Here is an 18,121-nt window from a genome sequence, read left to right on the forward strand (position 1 = left end):
AATATTTACTACAGACTAATTCCGTCCAGCCGGGCAACCGTATTAATATCTTTGTCCCCCCGGCCGGACAGATTCACCAGAATGACTTCATCCGGACTCATTTTCGGTGCATTGGCTACCGCCCATGCCAGCGCATGGCTGGATTCAAGTGCAGGAATAATACCTTCCTTATGACACAGCAAATGAAATGCTTCCATAGCAGCTTCATCGCCCATGGCTTCGTACTCTACCCGGCCAATATCATGCAGCAGACCATGCTCCGGACCCACACCGGGATAATCCAGACCGGCGGAAACAGAATGAGTATTCATCACCTGTCCGTTTTCGTCCTGCATCAGATAACCCCGGAATCCGTGCAATACCCCCATCGGGCTGTGCGAGCTGATAGGCGCGGCATGCTGAGAACCGGATAAGCCCAGACCACCTGCCTCAACCCCTACCAGACGAGTTTCAGTCACATTAATATAAGGATAAAACAGACCAATCGCATTCGAACCGCCGCCGACACAGGCTACTGCTACATCAGGCTGACGACCGATAGCTTCCTGCATCTGCTGTATTGCTTCATTTCCGATAACACACTGAAAATCTCGCACCATTTCCGGATAAGGCATCGGACCGGCTGAGGTACCAATAATATAATAGGTATCATCCACCCGTGCCACCCACTCACGCAATGCTTCATTCATGGCATCTTTCAGCGTACATGAGCCGGAATCCACCCCAACCACCTGAGCACCAAGCAGCTTCATCCGGTACACATTCGGTGCCTGACGGCGAATATCCTCAGTACCCATAAACACCGTACATTCCAGACCAAAACGCGCGGCTACCGTAGCAGAGGCCACACCATGCTGACCAGCACCGGTTTCAGCGATAACGCGCTTTTTACCCATTCGCTGTGCAAGTAAAGCCTGACCGATCGTATTGTTAATTTTATGTGCACCGGTATGATTTAAATCTTCTCGTTTCAGATAAATCTGTGCTCCGCCCAGATAGTCAGACAAGCGCCGTGCATAGTAAACCGGACTGGGGCGGCCTACATAATATTTTAAATCCTCATGATACTGTGCCCAGAATGCCGGATCAGCTTTCGCTGCATAATAAACCTGTTTTAATTCAGTCAAAGCTGCAATCAGTGTTTCCGATACAAACAGCCCGCCGTGCTCACCAAAAAAGCCCTGTTCGTCAGGATAGTGATAATTTTCCATATTTTTTTCCATTGAGCGACAATTTACCCGCAAAGTAAAACTATCCGGTCATATTATCACCTTTTAAATCCATTATCCCGTTATCCATACTTAATCCGGAATAAATAAAAGAGTTCTGCTTCTGTGTTAATAAAAAATCCCGATATCACCAATATAAACCCTGCTATCCAGAAAGATATCAGCATACCGCGGCAGAACAGCATAAATGCTTTGTATCAGACAATACAATATTAAAAACGAAAACCAATAAAAATACAGGTTGTTAAATTCATAAATAAGCGCTGTTTCAAATAACAACATGAACTTGATTACATGCTTATTGATATAGCTGTCATTATTTAAAAACCCAATCTTAATAAAACCAATATCGGCTGTCTGATAATCTAGCACCAACATCAAGACATTACTTCCAATAAAAATCTGGAAAAATAGAATCACGATACAAAATTTTCTTTTATTTTTCTGTTTTAAAACAGAAAAATAAATCAGTCGTACTGGTTAGTATTATTTTTATCGGGTCTATTATGATGATCTGTCAATAAAACGTAAAATAGCCAGTTTCAGCACCAGAATATCCACAAGCTCAATCATTTCAGCCATATTGGTTTGAGTACAAAAATAATATTCAAACAGGATGATTTCACTCTCTGGCTTTTCATCTTCAAAACCAGAACCGCACTTACCTTATAAATATATTTTTATTGCTCAGTAATAAACTGAATAAAATTCAGGCTTGCGGATATTGCTTTCAGTTTCTATGCCATAATAATAAATACCGCATAAAAATTCTTATTTTTTATTATAAAATCAGATTATTACTTATTCAGAAAACTGATTAACAGCCGCCATCAGAGCCCGCATTTTTTGCTCATCTTTAATTCCGGGCGATGCTTCCACACCACTGGATACATCAATAGCCATAGCTTTGCTTTGTCTGATAGCCAAAGCAATATTTTCCGGTTTCAGACCACCAGAAAGTATCCATGGAATATCCAGCCTGTCAGGCAGCATCTGCCAGTCAAAAGTCTGACCTGTACCGCCATACTGCCCGGCAACAGCTGCATCAAACAGCAAAGCACGGGCATCTGTATATGTAGCTGCCGCAGCTTCAATATCAGCTGTTTCACCTACTCTTATTGCCTTAATATACGGACGCTGAAACTGACGGCAGAATTCAGCATTTTCATCCCCGTGAAATTGCAGAACATCCAGAGGCACATACCTCAGCACTTCCTGTACTTCAGTTGTAGCAGCATTAACAAACAACCCGACTACTGTTACAAACGGAGGTATACACTGAGTAATTGCCTGCGCCTGTTCAATAGAGACACAGCGTTTACTGCCAGAAAAAAATATCAGTCCGATTGCATCTGCCCCAAGCCGGGCAGCAAGTATTGCATCTTCAGCGCGGGTCATCCCGCAAATCTTGCTTCGAATTTTCATCCTCTGCCCCTTTTCAAACTTGCCCGCAATATTGGCATTAATCCAGATATGGCCACAACCATACGGGTAAAGCAGCTGTTTCCACACCCCATTGCTGTGGATAATCAATACCGGTCAGATATAATCCGTCCGGCATAAATGTTGGTGGTGCCAGCCGCCGGCTTCTGGCTGCCAGTAATTGAGCAAAGCCGGCCACACTCAATTTACCTGCACCCACATACACCAAAGCACCAACAATATTACGTACCATATTGTGTAAAAACGCACTGCCATAAAAATCGATCGCCATTAATTCCGGGCTGCCGACAAGGTTTAGTTTATATAAAGTTTTTACCGGTGATTTAGCCTGACAGTCACTGGAGCGGAAACTGGAAAAATCATGTTCTCCCACCAGCATTGCCGCAGCTTCACGCATTAGCGCCATATTTAACGGATAGTGAGTCCAGCCGACACGGCTACGCAGTTGCGGCATACGTACTCGGCTGGATTCAAGCATATAACGATAACGCCGCCCGAATGCGTCAAAACGGGCATGAAATTCAGCGGCTACCGGTTGTACTTTGATAATACGAATATTTTTATCCATCGCTGTATTCGTACCGCGCAACCATGCTTCGGCACTTCGCAGCGCACACGTATCAAAATGTACCACCTGCCCCGTTGCATGAACACCGGCATCGGTACGTCCTGCTACCACAACATTGATTTGTTCAGCAGCAATGGAACTCAAAGCATCTTCCAGAACCGACTGAACAGTATACAAACCATCCGGCTGCTTTTGCCAGCCGTGAAAGGCACGTCCATCATAAGCCAGAGTTAATGCCCAGCGCTGTACAGGCAAACCACCTTCATGCGTAATCACCTGATTTTCTTCTCTGTTAGCAACCATGCCTGTTTCAAATCCAAATAAATCACATTAACCACATACAATATTATCGCATAGCCGTTAACTGCTTTCATATTTGAAACCTATGTAATTGCTCATTGCAAAGCAGCAATAAAAAATTGCCTGGTAATAAATCGCTTACATTATTAATAGTCCAGTCAAATCAGAATATATATTAGTTCAGAATGATTTTATCTGGCTACAATGCCCGTATCTGCGCGCCATTACGCACCACTACCCTATTTCTTAACAATTATATTCAGCTTGTTTCATAAGCTGATACACCTTAAAAGCAAATTTATAACCTGCAATAAAATCAATTAATAACTGAAATTTATATGCGTGATATATATTAAAAAATACGGCAAATTTACAGCAAATAAAATAGCCGAATTCCATAAACAGAATTCGGCTATTTAGTGTTTCAGATACAGAAATTAATGCAGCTGACAATTCAACCAAAGCAAGGAGAATTAGCCACCTAATTGCTGTAACAGATTTTGTGCCTCTGCCAGTATCGCGCCATTAGCTTCATCAACCAATTCACGCAACGTCTGACGAGCAGTAACTGCATCATCCATTTCCAGATACATTTTTGCCAGTTCCAGCTTGGCTTGTAATGGAATAGCCTGCTGTTCAGGAGTCAGAGGTTTATCAACCTGCTCAGGTTCAGCTGATTGTTCCAGCCAGTCCTGCCCACCATCACCGGTAGCAAATGAAGAGGTCGGCCCTGTTGGTGCAGCAGTTGCATTAACAGCTGGTGCCGGTTCAGATTTATCGTCTTCAAGCGCAAAGTCCATGGACGGAATATCAATTTCTTCCGTGTCGGCCTCAGGAGCAACAACAGGTTGATTGTCGGAATCATCGCTTATTCCTAATGAATCCCAATCAATATCTGTGGAAATAGCATCATCTTCTGCTGCAAATGCATGCTGATCATGCGGAGCCAAAGTCTGCTCAATAGAAGAATGCACTTCTTCAGGGGCAGAAGTATCCTGTTTAGATTCATCATCAAATTTAAAGTCTTCATCCCACTGCAAATCAGCCAGAGAATTTAATGAATCATCTTCTGATGCTGCCGGTTTAGACTGCTGTTCGGGCTGTACGACATCCAAATCAGAGCTGAAGGATATATCTGACGGTTGTAAATCACTATCTGATGATGCGTTATCCTGTAACACAAAATCCTGATGTGCTTCAGCCTGAGATTCATCCGGATGTTGCTCTTCTGCAACTACCCATTCAAAATCCGTATTGTCTGCCACCTCTTCCTGAGGTTCTGTAACAGCCGGTTCATTCGAAGTCAGAACTTCGGGCTGTTCAGTTTCATCAATCTGATCCAGCCATGATAAATCGTCATTACTATCCAGCTCAGCAGATGACGGTGCAGCCGTATCTGCGCTAGTTGCAGGTGTATCATCAGTGAAATTGAAATTCAGCCAGTCAGTATCGTCTTCTTCCTGCTTGGCTTCTGTTACTTTTTTATCAGGTACCTGTGATACAGGCTCTGAATGTACTTCCTTAGCAGGAACAGATTTATTATCTGCCTGAGCCGGTTTATCCGATGCTGCGGCATCATTCAGCCACGACCAGTCGTCGTCATCTGCAGCAGCACTGGCTGTAGTCGTTACTGCTGTAGCAGCCGCAGCTGTTTTAGCTGTAGTAGCTGGTACAGATGTAGATGTAGATGTAGATGTAGACGTAGACTGACTGACTACAGAAGGTTCAGTCTCAAATACCACATCATCATCTTCATCATACTCAGTACTGTATTCTATGCTGTTGCGTTTTCTGCTTCGTTGCCAGAGTAAGGCAGCAATCAACAGAACACCGGCCAAACCGGCCAGAGCATATGACCACCATGAAGGCAGCATGGATTCTTCAGCCGGTTCTTCTGCAGGCTGAACAGGTTGTGTATTAACTTTAGGCTGTACAGGTACTGCCTTCACCACAGATGCCGCACTTGCAGCCGGAGCTGAAGCCTGTGCAACTTCTGAAGCCTGAATAGTGGCTGAAGCCTGAGCAGGAACTGAAGACGCTGCTGATGTTTCTGCTTTAACAGTGTTTTCTTTAGTTTGAGCTTCCGACGCAGCCGTATCTCTGGTATTAGCGGCTACTTTGGGATTGTCTTTTTCTTTTGTTACCGCCGGTGTTGTATTTTGTGTCACTTCCGGTTTTACAGCTGTTTTAAGTGGTACTTTGGATAATTTTTTCAGCTGTGAAGTAGAAGGAATATTCAGACTAATATTGCGATACATCAAATCAGGATTACCGTTACGAAAAGCATTCGGGTTAGCAACCTGTATAGCATGCATGGTCTGCTCTAAACTCAGTCCCTGCGGCCGTACCTTACGCGCAACATCCATCAGGGTTTCATTATTATCGACATTATATTTCACTACCGCATTTTCGGAAGCAAGGCCGTTTTGCAGTGCTACAGCAGCCCGTGCTGCAGATTTTTCTCTTGCAGAACGCACTGGTGCAGAATGTACAGATTTAGGATGTTTGCCGGTTGCTTTATTTTTTCCAGCCGAATGATGGCGTTCAGGTGGATCCAGCAACGCAGTATACTGCCGCCCCTGACTGCCGGTAACAAGACTGAAAGTCAGCATCGGATCATGCACAGGTTTACTGGAGCGCAAATGAATTATGGCATTTTGTCCTTGTGCTGATACACGCACCTGTAACGGAGCTCCGGAAACAGCAGGCCGCCCGTGTAATGCTGCTTTGGCTTCATCACCAGTTACCACAATACTACCTGAGAACGGCTCTCCCAGCGCCGAATTAACCTGTAAGCTACCCAGACCTGCCCATGCAGGTGCACTGGCCAACATACATAAAGACAGTGCGATGATCTTTAAATTATTTGCGTTTTTCAATCCCGTACCCTCACCGGTAATGCACCAATGCCGTCAGGCGTGTGCCTATTCATTATGAAAATTTCTACAAGTATACTTAAATAAATGCAATTGGCGTTTAACTTTCACTAAACCTGTTTTTATATTATCTCACGCTATAATAGCTTTTGCGACACTTTAATGCCAACTTACCTGTACCTGATTTGCTTTCTAACTGTATTTATCTGTGGACATTTTCATACGAACCACACTCAGGAAGGTCTGAAACCAATATACAACAATAGTTAAATTTTGTTTAATACCTTGCTTTAACACGTGCCAAGTGTAAAAACTCAGGGTATCATGGCATCTATCTGTCACCTTTAATTTAACCCGTAACCGGAAAATAAAGATATCCAGTCCTGATAATGAAAGCTGCATTTGAATTTTTGGTAGTCATTCTTTTCTTTGCTACCTATGCCTTAACTAAAAATATTATTCTTGCCACCGAAGTAGCCGTCGCAGCAGGTATTATTCAGGCTGTGTGGTGCCTGTTTAAATACCGGCGCCTGCAAACAATGCAGTGGGTTAGTCTGTTACTGGTCGTCATACTGGGCGGAGCGACTATAATTTTAAAAAATGCGCACTTCATTATGTGGAAGCCGACCGTCCTGTTCTGGGTTATGTCCGCCGGTCTGATGATTTCACATTTGTGTGGTAAAAATGTACTGAAAAGTACCATTGGCAAAGAAATAAATATGCCTGAACCTGCATGGCGTAAACTTACTTATATCTGGGTAGTATTTCTGCTGGCACTGGGTTCGCTTAATCTCTGGGTGGCTTATACCTTTACAGAAGCACAATGGGTTAATTTCAAACTCTTTGGCAGTACCACCATATTATTTTTATTTCTTATTGGACAAGCAGTATATATTAGTCAGTATACTAAAAAGGATGAGTTGTAATGCTGTTTATGTTAATGGCCACTGATGCCGATAACAGTCACGAAGCACGTATGCAAGCACGGCCAAAACATTTGGCGCGTTTAGAAGAACTAAAGGCACAAAACCGTTTGGTTCTGGCAGGCCCCAATCCCCTCCCGGACGATGACAGCCATTTTTCCGGCAGTCTGATTGTTGCCGAATTTGAATCTCTGGATGAAGCTCAGGCATGGGCTGAGCAGGATCCTTACGTTGATGCCGGAGTATTTGAAGAAATTCTCATCCGCCCTTTTAAAAAAATTCTGCCAAATGACTGATATTCAGACTATTATTCAAACGCGTCTGCAAATACTGGCTCCGCAGCAACTGGAACTGACCGATGACAGTCATTTACATGCAGGACATAAAGGTCACAGGGGTGGCGGACATTACAGCCTGCTGATTGTCAGCGATGCTTTTATCGGTTTATCACGTCTGGCCCGACAGCGTAAGATCCATCAATTACTTGAAGATTTATTCAGAACAAATACCATTCATGCTTTAAGCATCAGGGCATGCACAAACATTGAATATTTAACCAGATAATAATCTACTTTATCTACTTAAACTAAAAGAGAGTTAACCATGAAAAAACAATTTATTGCTGCTGCCATTATGTTTGGATTAACCGGTATGGCTGCTGCTCAGACAGTAGTCACTGTTAACGGAACCAAAATTGACAGCAAAGAAGTCGATAACCAGGTAGCCATACTGGTACAGGAAAGCCAGAATCAGATTCAGGATTCCCCTGAATTGCGTAAAAATATTACCAACCGCCTGATTACCCGTATTTTGCTGATTCAGGCTGCAAAAAATCAGAATCTGGATAAAGACCCTGAATACTTGAAAGCATTAAGTCAGGCTGAAGCTGAAGCTAAACGTCTGGGCGATGATAAAAAACCGGGTTTCAAAGAAGAATGGTCTTTCTTTAAAGACAATTTGCTGACTCAGGCCTATCTGGCCAACGTGGCAAAAAACAATCCGGTAAAACCTCAGGATGTAAGTAATGCATATAACGACATGGTCAAATATTACAGCGGCACACAGGAAGTACAATTAGGTGAAATCATTACCCGTGATGCTGATACTGCAAATAAAGCCATTGCTCAGTTAAAAGCGAATAAAAACTTTAGCACTGTAGCTAAAGAATACACTATTGATCCTGCCGGTCGCGAAAACGGAGGCATTCCTAAAGGTTACGTTGCCATTAAAGATTTACAGGAAAGTGCCACTCCGGTTTATAACGCCATTAAAGACCTGAAAAAAGGTCAGTACACTGCCACACCAGTACAGGGTAACAGCAATATATATGCTGTATTCTATGTAAACGATAAGCGCAATGTTAAACTGCCGAGTCAGAAAGAAATGACACCTGTTCTGTCACGCCGTCTGCAAAGCGCTTTAATAGCACAGGCAATTGATCAGCTTTATAAAAATGCAACAATCAAATAATAATTTAACTCTGGTTTAATTGACTAATCAGAAGATAAAATAAGGAATACTCAACATGAAAAAAAGCATTCCTTGGCTGGCCGGGCTGAGTATCATGGCGGCCGGGCTCGCTTTTGCTGATGCACCCAAAATTGACAGCCAGCGTATTAACGTTATGCTGAAACAGATTGAGCGTCAGATGCAGACTCAGCCAGATGCTCCGGCACCGGATAAGGCAGAAATTCAGAAAGAAATCACCTTGCGCCTGCAATCAGCTGAAATATTAAAAGCTGAAGCTATTAAGGCGGGGCTCGATAAACAACCTGATACTCAGGCTGCATGGCAAAATGTACAGGCACAATTTTATGCTGCCCAGTATGTGGATTATCTGGCTGCCAAAACTGAAATCAACGACAGTGATTTGCGCCGGCAATATGAACAAGTGAGTCAGGAAATCAATTTACTGCCAATTGTTTTTCCAAGCAAAGAAGCGGCTGAAGAAGGCTTAACTAAACTGAAAAAAGGTTTGGCTTACGAAACCCTGTACAAACAGGTTAATCCGGAAGCTCCTGCCAGCAACTGGATGAACCCGCAACAGTTACCGCCTGAATTTGCTCAGTTAGCTTCTCAGCTGAAAAATGGTCAGATATCACCTAATGTCATCAACATTGATGGTCATTTTTTTCTGCTGAAAGTAGCCGGTATGCGTCAGGCTCCTAACGCACCTGCATTTAATCAGATTAAAGAGCAATTGCGTGAACAGGCCAAACAGCAAAAGGTACAGGAACAAATTAATCAGCTTTTACAAAAAAATGGTATTAGTCTGAATGATCAATAAGTTTTGCTGAAAAATAAAACCGGTACAATCGTACCGGTTTTTTCTATTGCCAGAATATTAATCACTACGATAAACAAGTTCTGATAACCGACCCTGTTCAGCCCGTTGTTTTTTTTGGCTGATACAGCATTTGTACGTAAGGGATTCCATTAGAAATATAGGGCGTTCCCTGTATCTGAAAATCATGCCGCTGATAAAATTTAAGTACTCGCCGGTCAGCCTCAATTTTAACCGGATATTCAGCATAATGATTTTTTGCGTAATGCAGAATGAGCTTAACCAGCTGATCACCCAATCCGGTACCGCGTACCGTTGGATGTATCACAAACCGGCCAAAGGTAAAGTGAACACCAGCCAGAAACATTCGTGCATATGCCAGTATCTGCCCGTCCCGCTGATAATAAACATGTTTAGCCTGCAAATCCCAATCATCCAGCTCAGGATAAATACGTTGTTGTTCTACTATGAAAGTATCGATACGCAAGCGAGCAATATGAAAAAAATCGTGTGATGAAATTTCATTAAATTTTTTGATACACCACATAACGATTTCCACCTTTTACATTAAGAACGAATATCTGATTATTCACACCATAACCCTAATCATAATATTAACAGAGTACCAATATCAAATCTTTGAATCAACATTTCAGCTTTACACCTGTTTCTAGCTTAAAATCCGCTCTGTGATCTAATATTGTTTTCAATAAAAGCAACCCTTTTAATCAAAATGCGCTCGGTTAAGTATTACAATCCGGTATATTAAATACCTAACCGGCTAAAAACTGAGTATTGTGCAAAGCACAAACGGATTATCTGCTATTAAAACAGATAATCCGTGTAAATTACCCAGTTAGTTTACTGTCTGGCTGCTTCAATCTGAATATTAATTTTAACATACCGGCTGGCTGGCATGGCCGTCAGATATTCATCGATCCCCCATTGTGAGCGATCAATAATAGCCTCAAAATCACCGCCGCACACCTGCGATTGAGTCATAGGGCTATTATAACAATTAAATTTAGTTGCCCGTAATGTCACAGGATGAGTTCGTCCGACCATAGTCAGCTGGCCGCGTAATGCTCTGACCTTGCCTTGTTTATCAAAAATCCAGTCCTGTGAAGAAAAACGCAGATTCGGATACTTTGCCGCATTGAAAAAAGCTTCGCTTTGCAGGTGTTTCGTGAACTCACTGCGGCCAGTATCCAGAGTACTAAGCGGGATAGTTATATCTACAGAACCAGTTTTCGCACCAGCATCATATTGAAGTTCACCATTAAGATTATAAAAACCACCCACATTACTGGAGGTTGCAAAGTGATCAAGTGTAAAACGGGCATTGGCATGCAAAGGATCGATTTTATAATTTGCAGCTACAGCCGGCACGGTTATTCCCAGCAACGCTGCCATCAAAATACTGGCCAATTTATTCATGAAGAAACACCTCTAAACATTAGTCTGACAGCAACAATATTAACGTGAATAACCAGATAACAACATCTCGAAGAGTAAAAATATTATTTCTTGTCATGAAATAATTACAGGATATTCATCTACTTTTAACTAAACAGATAATTTTACCTGTTTCATTATTATTGTTTTACCAGTCAAATACAGCGATCGACTCCACATGTGCTGTTTGCGCAAACAGATTCATAATACCGCCGGCGCGATAACGGTAACCGCGCTTAACGAGTAAACCTGCGTCTCGTGCCAGAGTAGCCGGATCGCAGGAAATATAAACTATCCGGCGTGGTAACAGCCGCTCTTCAATTTCATTTAAAGACTGTATCAATGCCTGAGCACCTGCACGTGGCGGATCAAGCAACCATTTATGCGCATAACCCAGCTCACGCAGACGCTGCGTACTCATAGCAAAAAGATCAGCCTGCTGAAAACGTACAAGTTTGGCCAAACCATTATGCCTGACATTACGCGCAGCACGCTGACACATGGCAGCAACACCCTCAATACCCAGCACCTCTGCCTGCATCCGTGCAATCGGTAAACTAAAATTCCCTAAACCACAAAACCAGTCAATAATCCGCTCGCCGGCACATGGCTGCAACCATTGTATTGCCCGCTGTACCATAAGCGCATTAGTCACATGATTAACCTGAGTAAAATCTTCAGGCTGATATGGAATCTCAATTTGATATTCAGGCAGACGATAAGCAAGAATCGCAGTCGCAGATGAAGATATTAAAGTGGTTTTATTACCTTTTTGTAACCAGCACTGCCACACATAACCGCTTTGCTGCTGTAACTGTTGCAGCAGACCATCAATCTGCATACGCTTGGGCTGGTTTAACACATCAGTCTGTATAGTGAGTGCAATAGCATCATTACCCTGATGCAGCATAATGCCCTTAACCGTATTTGCAGACCAGTTTTGTAAAAACAGCTTAATTGGTTTTAAAGCTTTCGACACTACCTCAGGTAATACCAGACAATAATCAATATCTATAATTGCATGGCTTTGTCTGGCCTGAAAACCCAGCTTTAACCGGCCTTTATCATAGACTGCACGTAATCGCACTCGTTGGCGATAATGCCATGCTAAACCATAAACAGGCGGCATCAGTTCATCAGGCAGAACCTTACCCAGACGCCGCATCTGACTTAGCCATGCACGCTGTTTTAGTGCCACCTGAGCAGTAAACTCAATATGCTGGCTGTTACAACCGCCACAATGAGCATAATAATCACAAGGCGGTTGTACACGAGCATTAGCCGGCATCAGTATTCGGCTAATTCTACCTTCAGTATAGGATTTTTTTATCCGCACCGGCTGCCATTCTACTAATTCACCCGGTAATGCCTCATCAATAAATACCGCCTTACCGTCTACCCGGGCAACGCCGCGCCCTTCCTGATTCCAGTCTGTAATTTGTGCTGTAAATCGTTGTTCCAAGCTATAACCTCAAGCCAGAAATGAACTTAAATAAATTTAATTGTATTTAATTTCTCACATTACAGACAAATTACGTTATGATTATATCCATATTGCCATACTGGATTTTAAGAATAATGTTAAAACCAATACTTTATGCAGTGGCCACTACCCTTATCTCCACAGGTGCATATGCTGCCATTCCCATGCCTGACTACGCAGTACCCAGTCAGGGACAGCAAGTTATCCTGAATGTTCCGCAATTGCGGCTATTTCTGTTTCAGGACGGAAAATTAATTAAAACTTATCCCATAACTGTAGGTAAAGCCAGCACACAAACACCGCTGGGTGAATACAAAATTGGTGCCAAAGTAAACAAGCCTACCTGGAGTGTTCCGCTTAGTATCCAGAAAGAAATGGCAGCCAGCGGTAAAGCTGTACAGAAATCTGTACCACCCGGCCCGAATAACCCACTTGGTCCCGTATTTGTCCGTCTTGGTGAACCGCGGCTGGGGCTTGGCATTCATGGTACCAATGTACCCAGTAGTGTGCCCGGGGTACGCAGCCATGGCTGTGTGCGTTTACGCAGCCCGAATGCACTGGATTTTGCCGCAACAGTACAAAGCGGTGCTGATGCTGCCGTCATTTACCAGCAGGTATCAGTTAACACAGATGAACAAAATGATATCTGGATTGCCGTTTATCGCGATCCTTATAATAAACGAAATCTGAACAGAAAGCTCTTAAACCAGAGTATCAGTTCATGGGCAGAACAGCATCAGCTTCGGGTTGACCAGCAACGTTTAAACAATGCTCTGGGCAAACCGGCCAATACTTTGATTTGTCTTACCTGCAGTACTGGCAAAACCAAAGTTAGCGGCAATCTGAGCTCACTACAGTGGACAAGCGGTAAAGGTGAAACTGTAGAATTCAAAAACGTTAATCCAGACAATATCAATTCTAAACAGGAAATCACACCGGAAAGCAGTAGTATTGAAGTAGATGAGGACACGGACGAAACACCTAAGCAACAAAATATTACTCCGTTACATCCAACCACCACACCTGCAAAAAAACAACCCACATCAGTAAAGAAGGTTCCAATTACAACCATTCCTGCCTCATCCGATGAGGGTTTTGATTCTCTGATGTAACATCGGACTAGCAGTTTAACTGATATATAAACTCAGTTTTAAGGAAGATAATTTTCCAGCAATTGCCATAAAACTGCCTTGTCTGAAGATTTAAGCCGCTTCAGCCGATATTCACATCGTGCTGCAGCGGCTTTAGTAATGTTCCGGCAAATCAGACGCATCTCAAGTGGCGGATACATGCGTGTATATCTTGCCCCCTTACCCGCATAATGCGCCTGCCAGCGCTTTAACGGCCGATTAGTTATCCCGCAATAAAATGTATCATTAGCACAGTATAAAAAATAGACAGCCCAATCAGCATCTGTCTGAGGTAAGGGGGGTAATGCATTCAGAACAGATGCAGACAAAATCAGCTTCATAGTTCAGTATAAACCGCAATCCCGGACTGATTGAAATTCAGTTATTCCAAACTCCGGTAAAAATTATGATATACAGCGTGTTAATAATAAACACACTTAATTCACAGCAATAAAATAATATGATTTTAAGCAAAAACCGATAATTTCAAATTTTACAGATACTGAATACAGGCCGAACACCTGGCCGCGCTTCGCCGATGTTCTTAAACATTTACCAATAACACATAAAATTTAAAATAATTATTTTTATCATACACTCAGACAAGAGAGTACTTATCGTACATAAATACGCTCAATTTTTCGGTTTACACTCAGAAACTCACCTGTACCGCCTCATCGCCTAGCAAGGTATACAGTTCATCAAATAAGGTAGCCTCAGGCTTGATAAGCCAGTTTCTATCCGCACGCAATTCACCATATGCCTGCTGATGCCGGCAGCAAAATTTCAGTGGCACATGAGCCTGCTGTTCACGGTATGGTTCCAGTAATCTGGCCAATTGTCCGACAGGAGTATCTGCAGTAATGTGTAAATGCAGACTGCGTGCATAGCGGGCGCTGGCTTGCGCCAGCGTGAATGCATCATCAGCAGTGATACGTAATCCGTCACCGCCATTGTATTCATCAACAGCAACCTTACATTCCATAATCAATACCTGATCTGCTTTCAGGCTGGCTCCGTATTCTTCCAGTGCCTGCCCCGCTACTACAACTTCCTGTTTAGCGGTACCATCCTCAAGCTGCACCACAGCAAATTTACCGCGTTTTCCCATAATATAGCGGACACCGGTAACAAAACCGGCTACTTTCTGCTTATTATTAGATGGTTTCAGTGTTGCCAGTTTGCTGCTAACCAGTGCACGTACTTTATCAGCATATGGTTCGAACGGATGGCCGGAAAAATAAAAACCCATTGCCTGTTTCTCTTCAGCCAGCTTTACCGCCAGTGACCATGGTGCTACCTTTTCCATTTGTAAAGGCTCTATAGCATCTTCAACCATATCAAACAGCCCGCCCTGATTCGCATTGGCAGCCACCTGCTCAGCATTCTCCATCGCCAGACCGATATTGGCCAGCAACTGAGCCCGATTCGGATTCAATTCATCAAAGGCACCGGCGCGTACCAAAGCCTCAATCGTACGGCGATTCAGATGTTGGCGATCTACTCGCTGACAAAAATCGAATAAATCTGTAAATGCACCACCTGTTTCGCGCGCACGTACAATGGCCTCTACGGCACCTTCGCCAGTTCCCTTAATTGCTCCAAGTGCATAACGAATCTGCTTTTTATTATTCGGAGTAAACCGGTAAAAGGATTCATTAATACTCGGTGGCAGGAAAGTAATCCCGTTTTCAATACCATCATCAACAAAAATTTTCAGCTGATCCGTATTAGTCAATTCACTGGACATCGTACCGGCCAGATACTCAGCCAGATAATGACATTTGAGCCATGCAGTCTGATAAGACACCAGAGCATAAGCTGCAGCATGCGATTTATTGAAACCATAGCCGGCAAACTTTTCCATATAATTGAAAATTTCATTGGCCGTTTGCTTATCTATGCCTTTTTCAGCGGCACCAGCCTCAAAAATGGCGCGATGCTTCACCATTTCCTCAACTTTTTTCTTACCCATAGCACGACGCAGCAAATCGGCACCACCCAGTGTATAACCGCCGCAAACCTGTGCCGCCTGCATTACCTGTTCCTGATAAACCATCACCCCGTAAGTAGAATTTAATACCGGTTCAAGATTTGGATGCAGATACTCTACTTTTTCCTCACCATGCATACGCCGGATAAAATCCGGAATCAGATCCATCGGCCCCGGACGATACAGAGCCACAAACGCAATAATTTCTTCAAACTTGGTCGGACGTGCTGTCACCAGCATCTTTTTCATACCCACCGACTCAAACTGGAATACTGCTGTTGTATTACCTCTGGCAAAAATACTGGCATACGTCTCTGCATCGTCCAGCGGAATATGATTAACATCAACCTTCTGACCAGTGGTTTCCAGAATAAATTTTTGCGTCATTTCGATGATGGTTAAGTTGCGCAGTCCGAGAAAGTCGAATTTCACCAAACCAATCTGCTCAACATCATCCTTATCAAACATCGAAACCGGAGACGCATCATCACCGCTTGCCTGATAAATCGGGCAAAAATCGGCAATTTTTCCCGGAGCCATCAGCACCCCGCCTGCGTGCATACCCAGACCGCGCGTCAGATCTTCCAGTTTCAGTGCCAGCGTCATTAGCTCTTCAGCTTCTTCTTCCTGCAATAGTTGCCGGATTTGCGGTTCTGCTTCCATTGCTTTTGTCAGACTGAGTGGTTTATTTGCTTCAACCGGTATCAGTTTAGACAAACGGTCACACAAACCAAACGGTAAATCCAGCACACGCCCGACATCGCGTACCACAGATTTCGACGACATCGTACCGAAAGTAACAATCTGACTTACCGCAGGCACACCATATTTATGGCGTACATACTGAATAACCCGACCACGGTTTTCCTGACAAAAGTCAATATCGAAGTCCGGCATTGATACCCGTTCCGGGTTCAGAAAACGTTCGAACAGCAGGTTATAACGCAACGGATCCAAATCAGTAATTTTCAATGAATACGCTACTAGCGAACCGGCACCAGAACCACGTCCCGGACCTACCGGACAGCCATTTTGCTTAGCCCAGTTAATAAAGTCCTGCACAATCAGAAAATAACCGGGAAACTGCATCTGAATAATAATTCCCAGCTCATAATCCAGTCGCTGCTGATATTCCGGCATTTTCTGTGCTCGTTCAGTTTCATCCGGATACAGAAATGACATGCGCTCACGTAATCCTTCATTACTCAGCTGAACCAACAGATCGTCCAGCGTCATCCCTTCCGGTGTCGGAAAAAGCGGCAAATAGTTTTTCCCCAGTGTCAGCGTCAGATTACAGCGTTGAGCTATAGCAACTGTATTGGATAAAGCTTCAGGTATGTCGGCAAAACGTGCCGCCATCTCTTCAGGCGTAACAAAATACTGACTGGGCACAAAATCATGCGGACGGCGTTTATCAGCCAGTACATATCCGCTGGCAATGCAGACCCGAGCTTCATGTGCCTGAAAATCATCAGTATCCATAAACTGTACCGGATGGGTTGCCACCACGGCTATCTGATGCTCAGCCGCCAGTGCCACACTACCCGCTACCACTGCTTCCCATTCCGGCCGCTCAGGCAAACGCTGCACTTCCAGATAAAAACCATCACCAAACCATTGCCGGTATTTAATTAAAGCTTGTGCAGCCTGCTCAGGTTTCTGTGACAGTAAAGCCTGACCAATTTCACCATACTGTGCTCCAGATAAACAGATTAAGCCAGTATTGTCTCCTTCTGCCAGCCACTGCTGACGTACTATTGCCTGATGCGGATTGCGGTCTTCACCCACATAAGCATTTGTCAGTAACTCATTCAGACGCAAATAACCTGCATGATTTTTAACCACAAGCATCAGGCGAAAAGGCTTATCCGGCTGTTCCGGATTCTCCAGACGCACATCTACCGCCATAATCGGCTTGATTCCCGCATTACGGCATGCCTTATAAAATTTCACCATGCCAAATACATTCATCAGGTCGCTGATACCTAATGCAGGTATTCCCAAAGCACTGGCTCTTTTAACTGCCTCTTTAATCCGTACAATACCGTCTTCAATAGAAAATTCAGTATGCAGACGCAATGGAACATAGGAAAAATTTTTGGACATAGTACTTTTCATACCAGAACAATTGTTATCTGGTTTATCCGAAATAAAATGAGAGAAAACCGGCCGGCTGAACTTTCAGCTTTCTAAGCAATATACTGAAAATTACAAATAACAGCATTCAGTGGATCAGCCAGTGCACAAGCACATTATTACAGCGTTAATTTTACCTGATTTGTTCAAGTGAACAGCAATAATCTGGGGTAAAAACTGGCTAGTTGATTATTCAGCAGTAGTAAAGCGGATAGTAATATAAATATACAGACCAAAAAGCATTAATTCATACTTCTACAGTTGAAAGAAATATATCCGGCCACCAAACTACCCATAAAAC

Annotated in this window: 15 protein-coding genes; 6 read left to right on the forward strand and 9 right to left on the reverse strand. The window is 43.4% G+C overall.

Features of this window, described 5'->3' with window-relative positions; all coding sequences use genetic code 11:
* Positions 1-8: 8 nt before the first annotated feature.
* The 4 genes from trpB to SALWKB2_RS09170 all read right to left on the reverse strand — a co-directional run bounded on the left by trpB (position 9) and on the right by SALWKB2_RS09170 (position 6,374).
* The gene (gene trpB, locus SALWKB2_RS09145) at positions 9-1,211 is read right to left on the reverse strand and encodes a tryptophan synthase subunit beta (RefSeq protein ID WP_025331372.1); all 1,203 of its coding nucleotides are present in this window, start codon (positions 1,209-1,211) and stop codon (positions 9-11) included.
* An 819-nt stretch (positions 1,212-2,030) separates the two neighbouring features.
* Entirely contained in the window at positions 2,031-2,654 is a 624-nt protein-coding gene (locus tag SALWKB2_RS09155) for a phosphoribosylanthranilate isomerase (protein ID WP_025331374.1), read from the reverse strand.
* A gap of 37 nt (positions 2,655-2,691) precedes the next feature.
* On the reverse strand, positions 2,692-3,543 hold the full coding sequence (truA, locus tag SALWKB2_RS09160) for a tRNA pseudouridine(38-40) synthase TruA (RefSeq protein WP_025331375.1): 852 nt from the start codon (positions 3,541-3,543) through the stop codon (positions 2,692-2,694).
* 470 nt (positions 3,544-4,013) lie between these two features.
* Positions 4,014-6,374: a FimV/HubP family polar landmark protein gene (locus SALWKB2_RS09170; RefSeq protein ID WP_025331377.1), complete on the reverse strand. Its 2,361-nt coding sequence runs from the start codon at positions 6,372-6,374 to the stop codon at positions 4,014-4,016.
* A gap of 431 nt (positions 6,375-6,805) precedes the next feature.
* Between SALWKB2_RS09170 and SALWKB2_RS09175 the strand changes: the two genes are divergently transcribed.
* Genes SALWKB2_RS09175 through SALWKB2_RS09195 form a run of 5 tightly spaced genes read left to right on the forward strand, consistent with a single transcriptional unit; the run spans position 6,806 to position 9,626 of the window.
* Positions 6,806-7,342, forward strand: coding sequence for a septation protein A (locus SALWKB2_RS09175; RefSeq protein ID WP_025331378.1), 537 nt, complete (start codon positions 6,806-6,808; stop codon positions 7,340-7,342).
* Positions 7,342-7,635 carry a YciI family protein gene (locus SALWKB2_RS09180; RefSeq protein WP_025331379.1) on the forward strand — a complete coding sequence of 98 codons (294 nt, stop codon included), beginning with the start codon at positions 7,342-7,344 and terminating at the stop codon, positions 7,633-7,635. Before SALWKB2_RS09175 ends, SALWKB2_RS09180 begins: the two co-directional genes overlap by 1 nt.
* Positions 7,628-7,903 (forward strand): BolA family protein, encoded by a 276-nt coding sequence (locus SALWKB2_RS09185; RefSeq protein ID WP_025331380.1) that lies wholly within the window; start codon positions 7,628-7,630, stop codon positions 7,901-7,903. Before SALWKB2_RS09180 ends, SALWKB2_RS09185 begins: the two co-directional genes overlap by 8 nt.
* 39 nt (positions 7,904-7,942) lie before the next feature.
* A complete protein-coding gene (locus SALWKB2_RS09190; protein ID WP_025331381.1) occupies positions 7,943-8,809 on the forward strand; it encodes a peptidylprolyl isomerase in 867 nt (288 codons plus the stop codon).
* A 55-nt stretch (positions 8,810-8,864) separates the two neighbouring features.
* Entirely contained in the window at positions 8,865-9,626 is a 762-nt protein-coding gene (locus SALWKB2_RS09195; RefSeq protein ID WP_025331382.1) for a peptidylprolyl isomerase, read from the forward strand.
* 97 nt (positions 9,627-9,723) lie between these two features.
* Here SALWKB2_RS09195 and SALWKB2_RS09200 read toward each other — a convergent pair whose 3' ends face one another.
* From SALWKB2_RS09200 to rlmD, 3 genes are all read right to left on the reverse strand, one after another.
* Entirely contained in the window at positions 9,724-10,170 is a 447-nt protein-coding gene (locus SALWKB2_RS09200; RefSeq protein ID WP_025331383.1) for a GNAT family N-acetyltransferase, read from the reverse strand.
* 314 nt (positions 10,171-10,484) lie between these two features.
* Positions 10,485-11,060, reverse strand: a complete 576-nt coding sequence (locus tag SALWKB2_RS09205) for a YceI family protein (protein ID WP_025331384.1) — start codon at positions 11,058-11,060, stop codon at positions 10,485-10,487.
* A gap of 166 nt (positions 11,061-11,226) precedes the next feature.
* Positions 11,227-12,540, reverse strand: coding sequence for a 23S rRNA (uracil(1939)-C(5))-methyltransferase RlmD (rlmD, locus tag SALWKB2_RS09210; RefSeq protein ID WP_025331385.1), 1,314 nt, complete (start codon positions 12,538-12,540; stop codon positions 11,227-11,229).
* 116 nt (positions 12,541-12,656) lie between these two features.
* On the opposite strand from rlmD, the gene SALWKB2_RS09215 reads away from it, so the two are divergent.
* Positions 12,657-13,673, forward strand: coding sequence for a L,D-transpeptidase (locus SALWKB2_RS09215; protein WP_025331386.1), 1,017 nt, complete (start codon positions 12,657-12,659; stop codon positions 13,671-13,673).
* Positions 13,674-13,711: 38 nt separating this feature from the next.
* On the opposite strand, the gene SALWKB2_RS09220 is transcribed toward SALWKB2_RS09215, so the two are convergent.
* Positions 13,712-14,020 (reverse strand): GIY-YIG nuclease family protein, encoded by a 309-nt coding sequence (locus SALWKB2_RS09220; RefSeq protein WP_025331387.1) that lies wholly within the window; start codon positions 14,018-14,020, stop codon positions 13,712-13,714.
* A gap of 323 nt (positions 14,021-14,343) precedes the next feature.
* Complete coding sequence (dnaE, locus tag SALWKB2_RS09225; RefSeq protein WP_025331388.1) at positions 14,344-17,790, reverse strand: DNA polymerase III subunit alpha; 3,447 nt, start codon at positions 17,788-17,790, stop codon at positions 14,344-14,346.
* Positions 17,791-18,121: the final 331 nt, after the last annotated feature.

Origin of the sequence: Snodgrassella alvi wkB2, assembly GCF_000600005.1 — a bacterium.
Lineage (GTDB): Bacteria > Pseudomonadota > Gammaproteobacteria > Burkholderiales > Neisseriaceae > Snodgrassella > Snodgrassella alvi.

Bases quoted from the DNA above. Each gene is read 5' to 3' on its own strand.
- dnaE (WP_025331388.1), bottom strand. From the start codon at position 17,790: ATGTCCAAAAATTTTTCCTATGTTCCATTGCGTCTGCATACTGAATTT.
- SALWKB2_RS09170 (WP_025331377.1), bottom strand. From the start codon at position 6,374: ATGTTGGCCAGTGCACCTGCATGGGCAGGTCTGGGTAGCTTACAGGTT.
- SALWKB2_RS09185 (WP_025331380.1), top strand. From the start codon at position 7,628: ATGACTGATATTCAGACTATTATTCAAACGCGTCTGCAAATACTGGCT.
- SALWKB2_RS09215 (WP_025331386.1), top strand. From the start codon at position 12,657: ATGTTAAAACCAATACTTTATGCAGTGGCCACTACCCTTATCTCCACA.
- SALWKB2_RS09195 (WP_025331382.1), top strand. From the start codon at position 8,865: ATGAAAAAAAGCATTCCTTGGCTGGCCGGGCTGAGTATCATGGCGGCC.
- truA (WP_025331375.1), bottom strand. From the start codon at position 3,543: ATGGTTGCTAACAGAGAAGAAAATCAGGTGATTACGCATGAAGGTGGT.
- trpB (WP_025331372.1), bottom strand. From the start codon at position 1,211: ATGGAAAATTATCACTATCCTGACGAACAGGGCTTTTTTGGTGAGCAC.
- SALWKB2_RS09190 (WP_025331381.1), top strand. From the start codon at position 7,943: ATGAAAAAACAATTTATTGCTGCTGCCATTATGTTTGGATTAACCGGT.
- SALWKB2_RS09175 (WP_025331378.1), top strand. From the start codon at position 6,806: ATGAAAGCTGCATTTGAATTTTTGGTAGTCATTCTTTTCTTTGCTACC.
- SALWKB2_RS09155 (WP_025331374.1), bottom strand. From the start codon at position 2,654: ATGAAAATTCGAAGCAAGATTTGCGGGATGACCCGCGCTGAAGATGCA.
- SALWKB2_RS09200 (WP_025331383.1), bottom strand. From the start codon at position 10,170: ATGTGGTGTATCAAAAAATTTAATGAAATTTCATCACACGATTTTTTT.
- SALWKB2_RS09205 (WP_025331384.1), bottom strand. From the start codon at position 11,060: ATGAATAAATTGGCCAGTATTTTGATGGCAGCGTTGCTGGGAATAACC.
- SALWKB2_RS09180 (WP_025331379.1), top strand. From the start codon at position 7,342: ATGCTGTTTATGTTAATGGCCACTGATGCCGATAACAGTCACGAAGCA.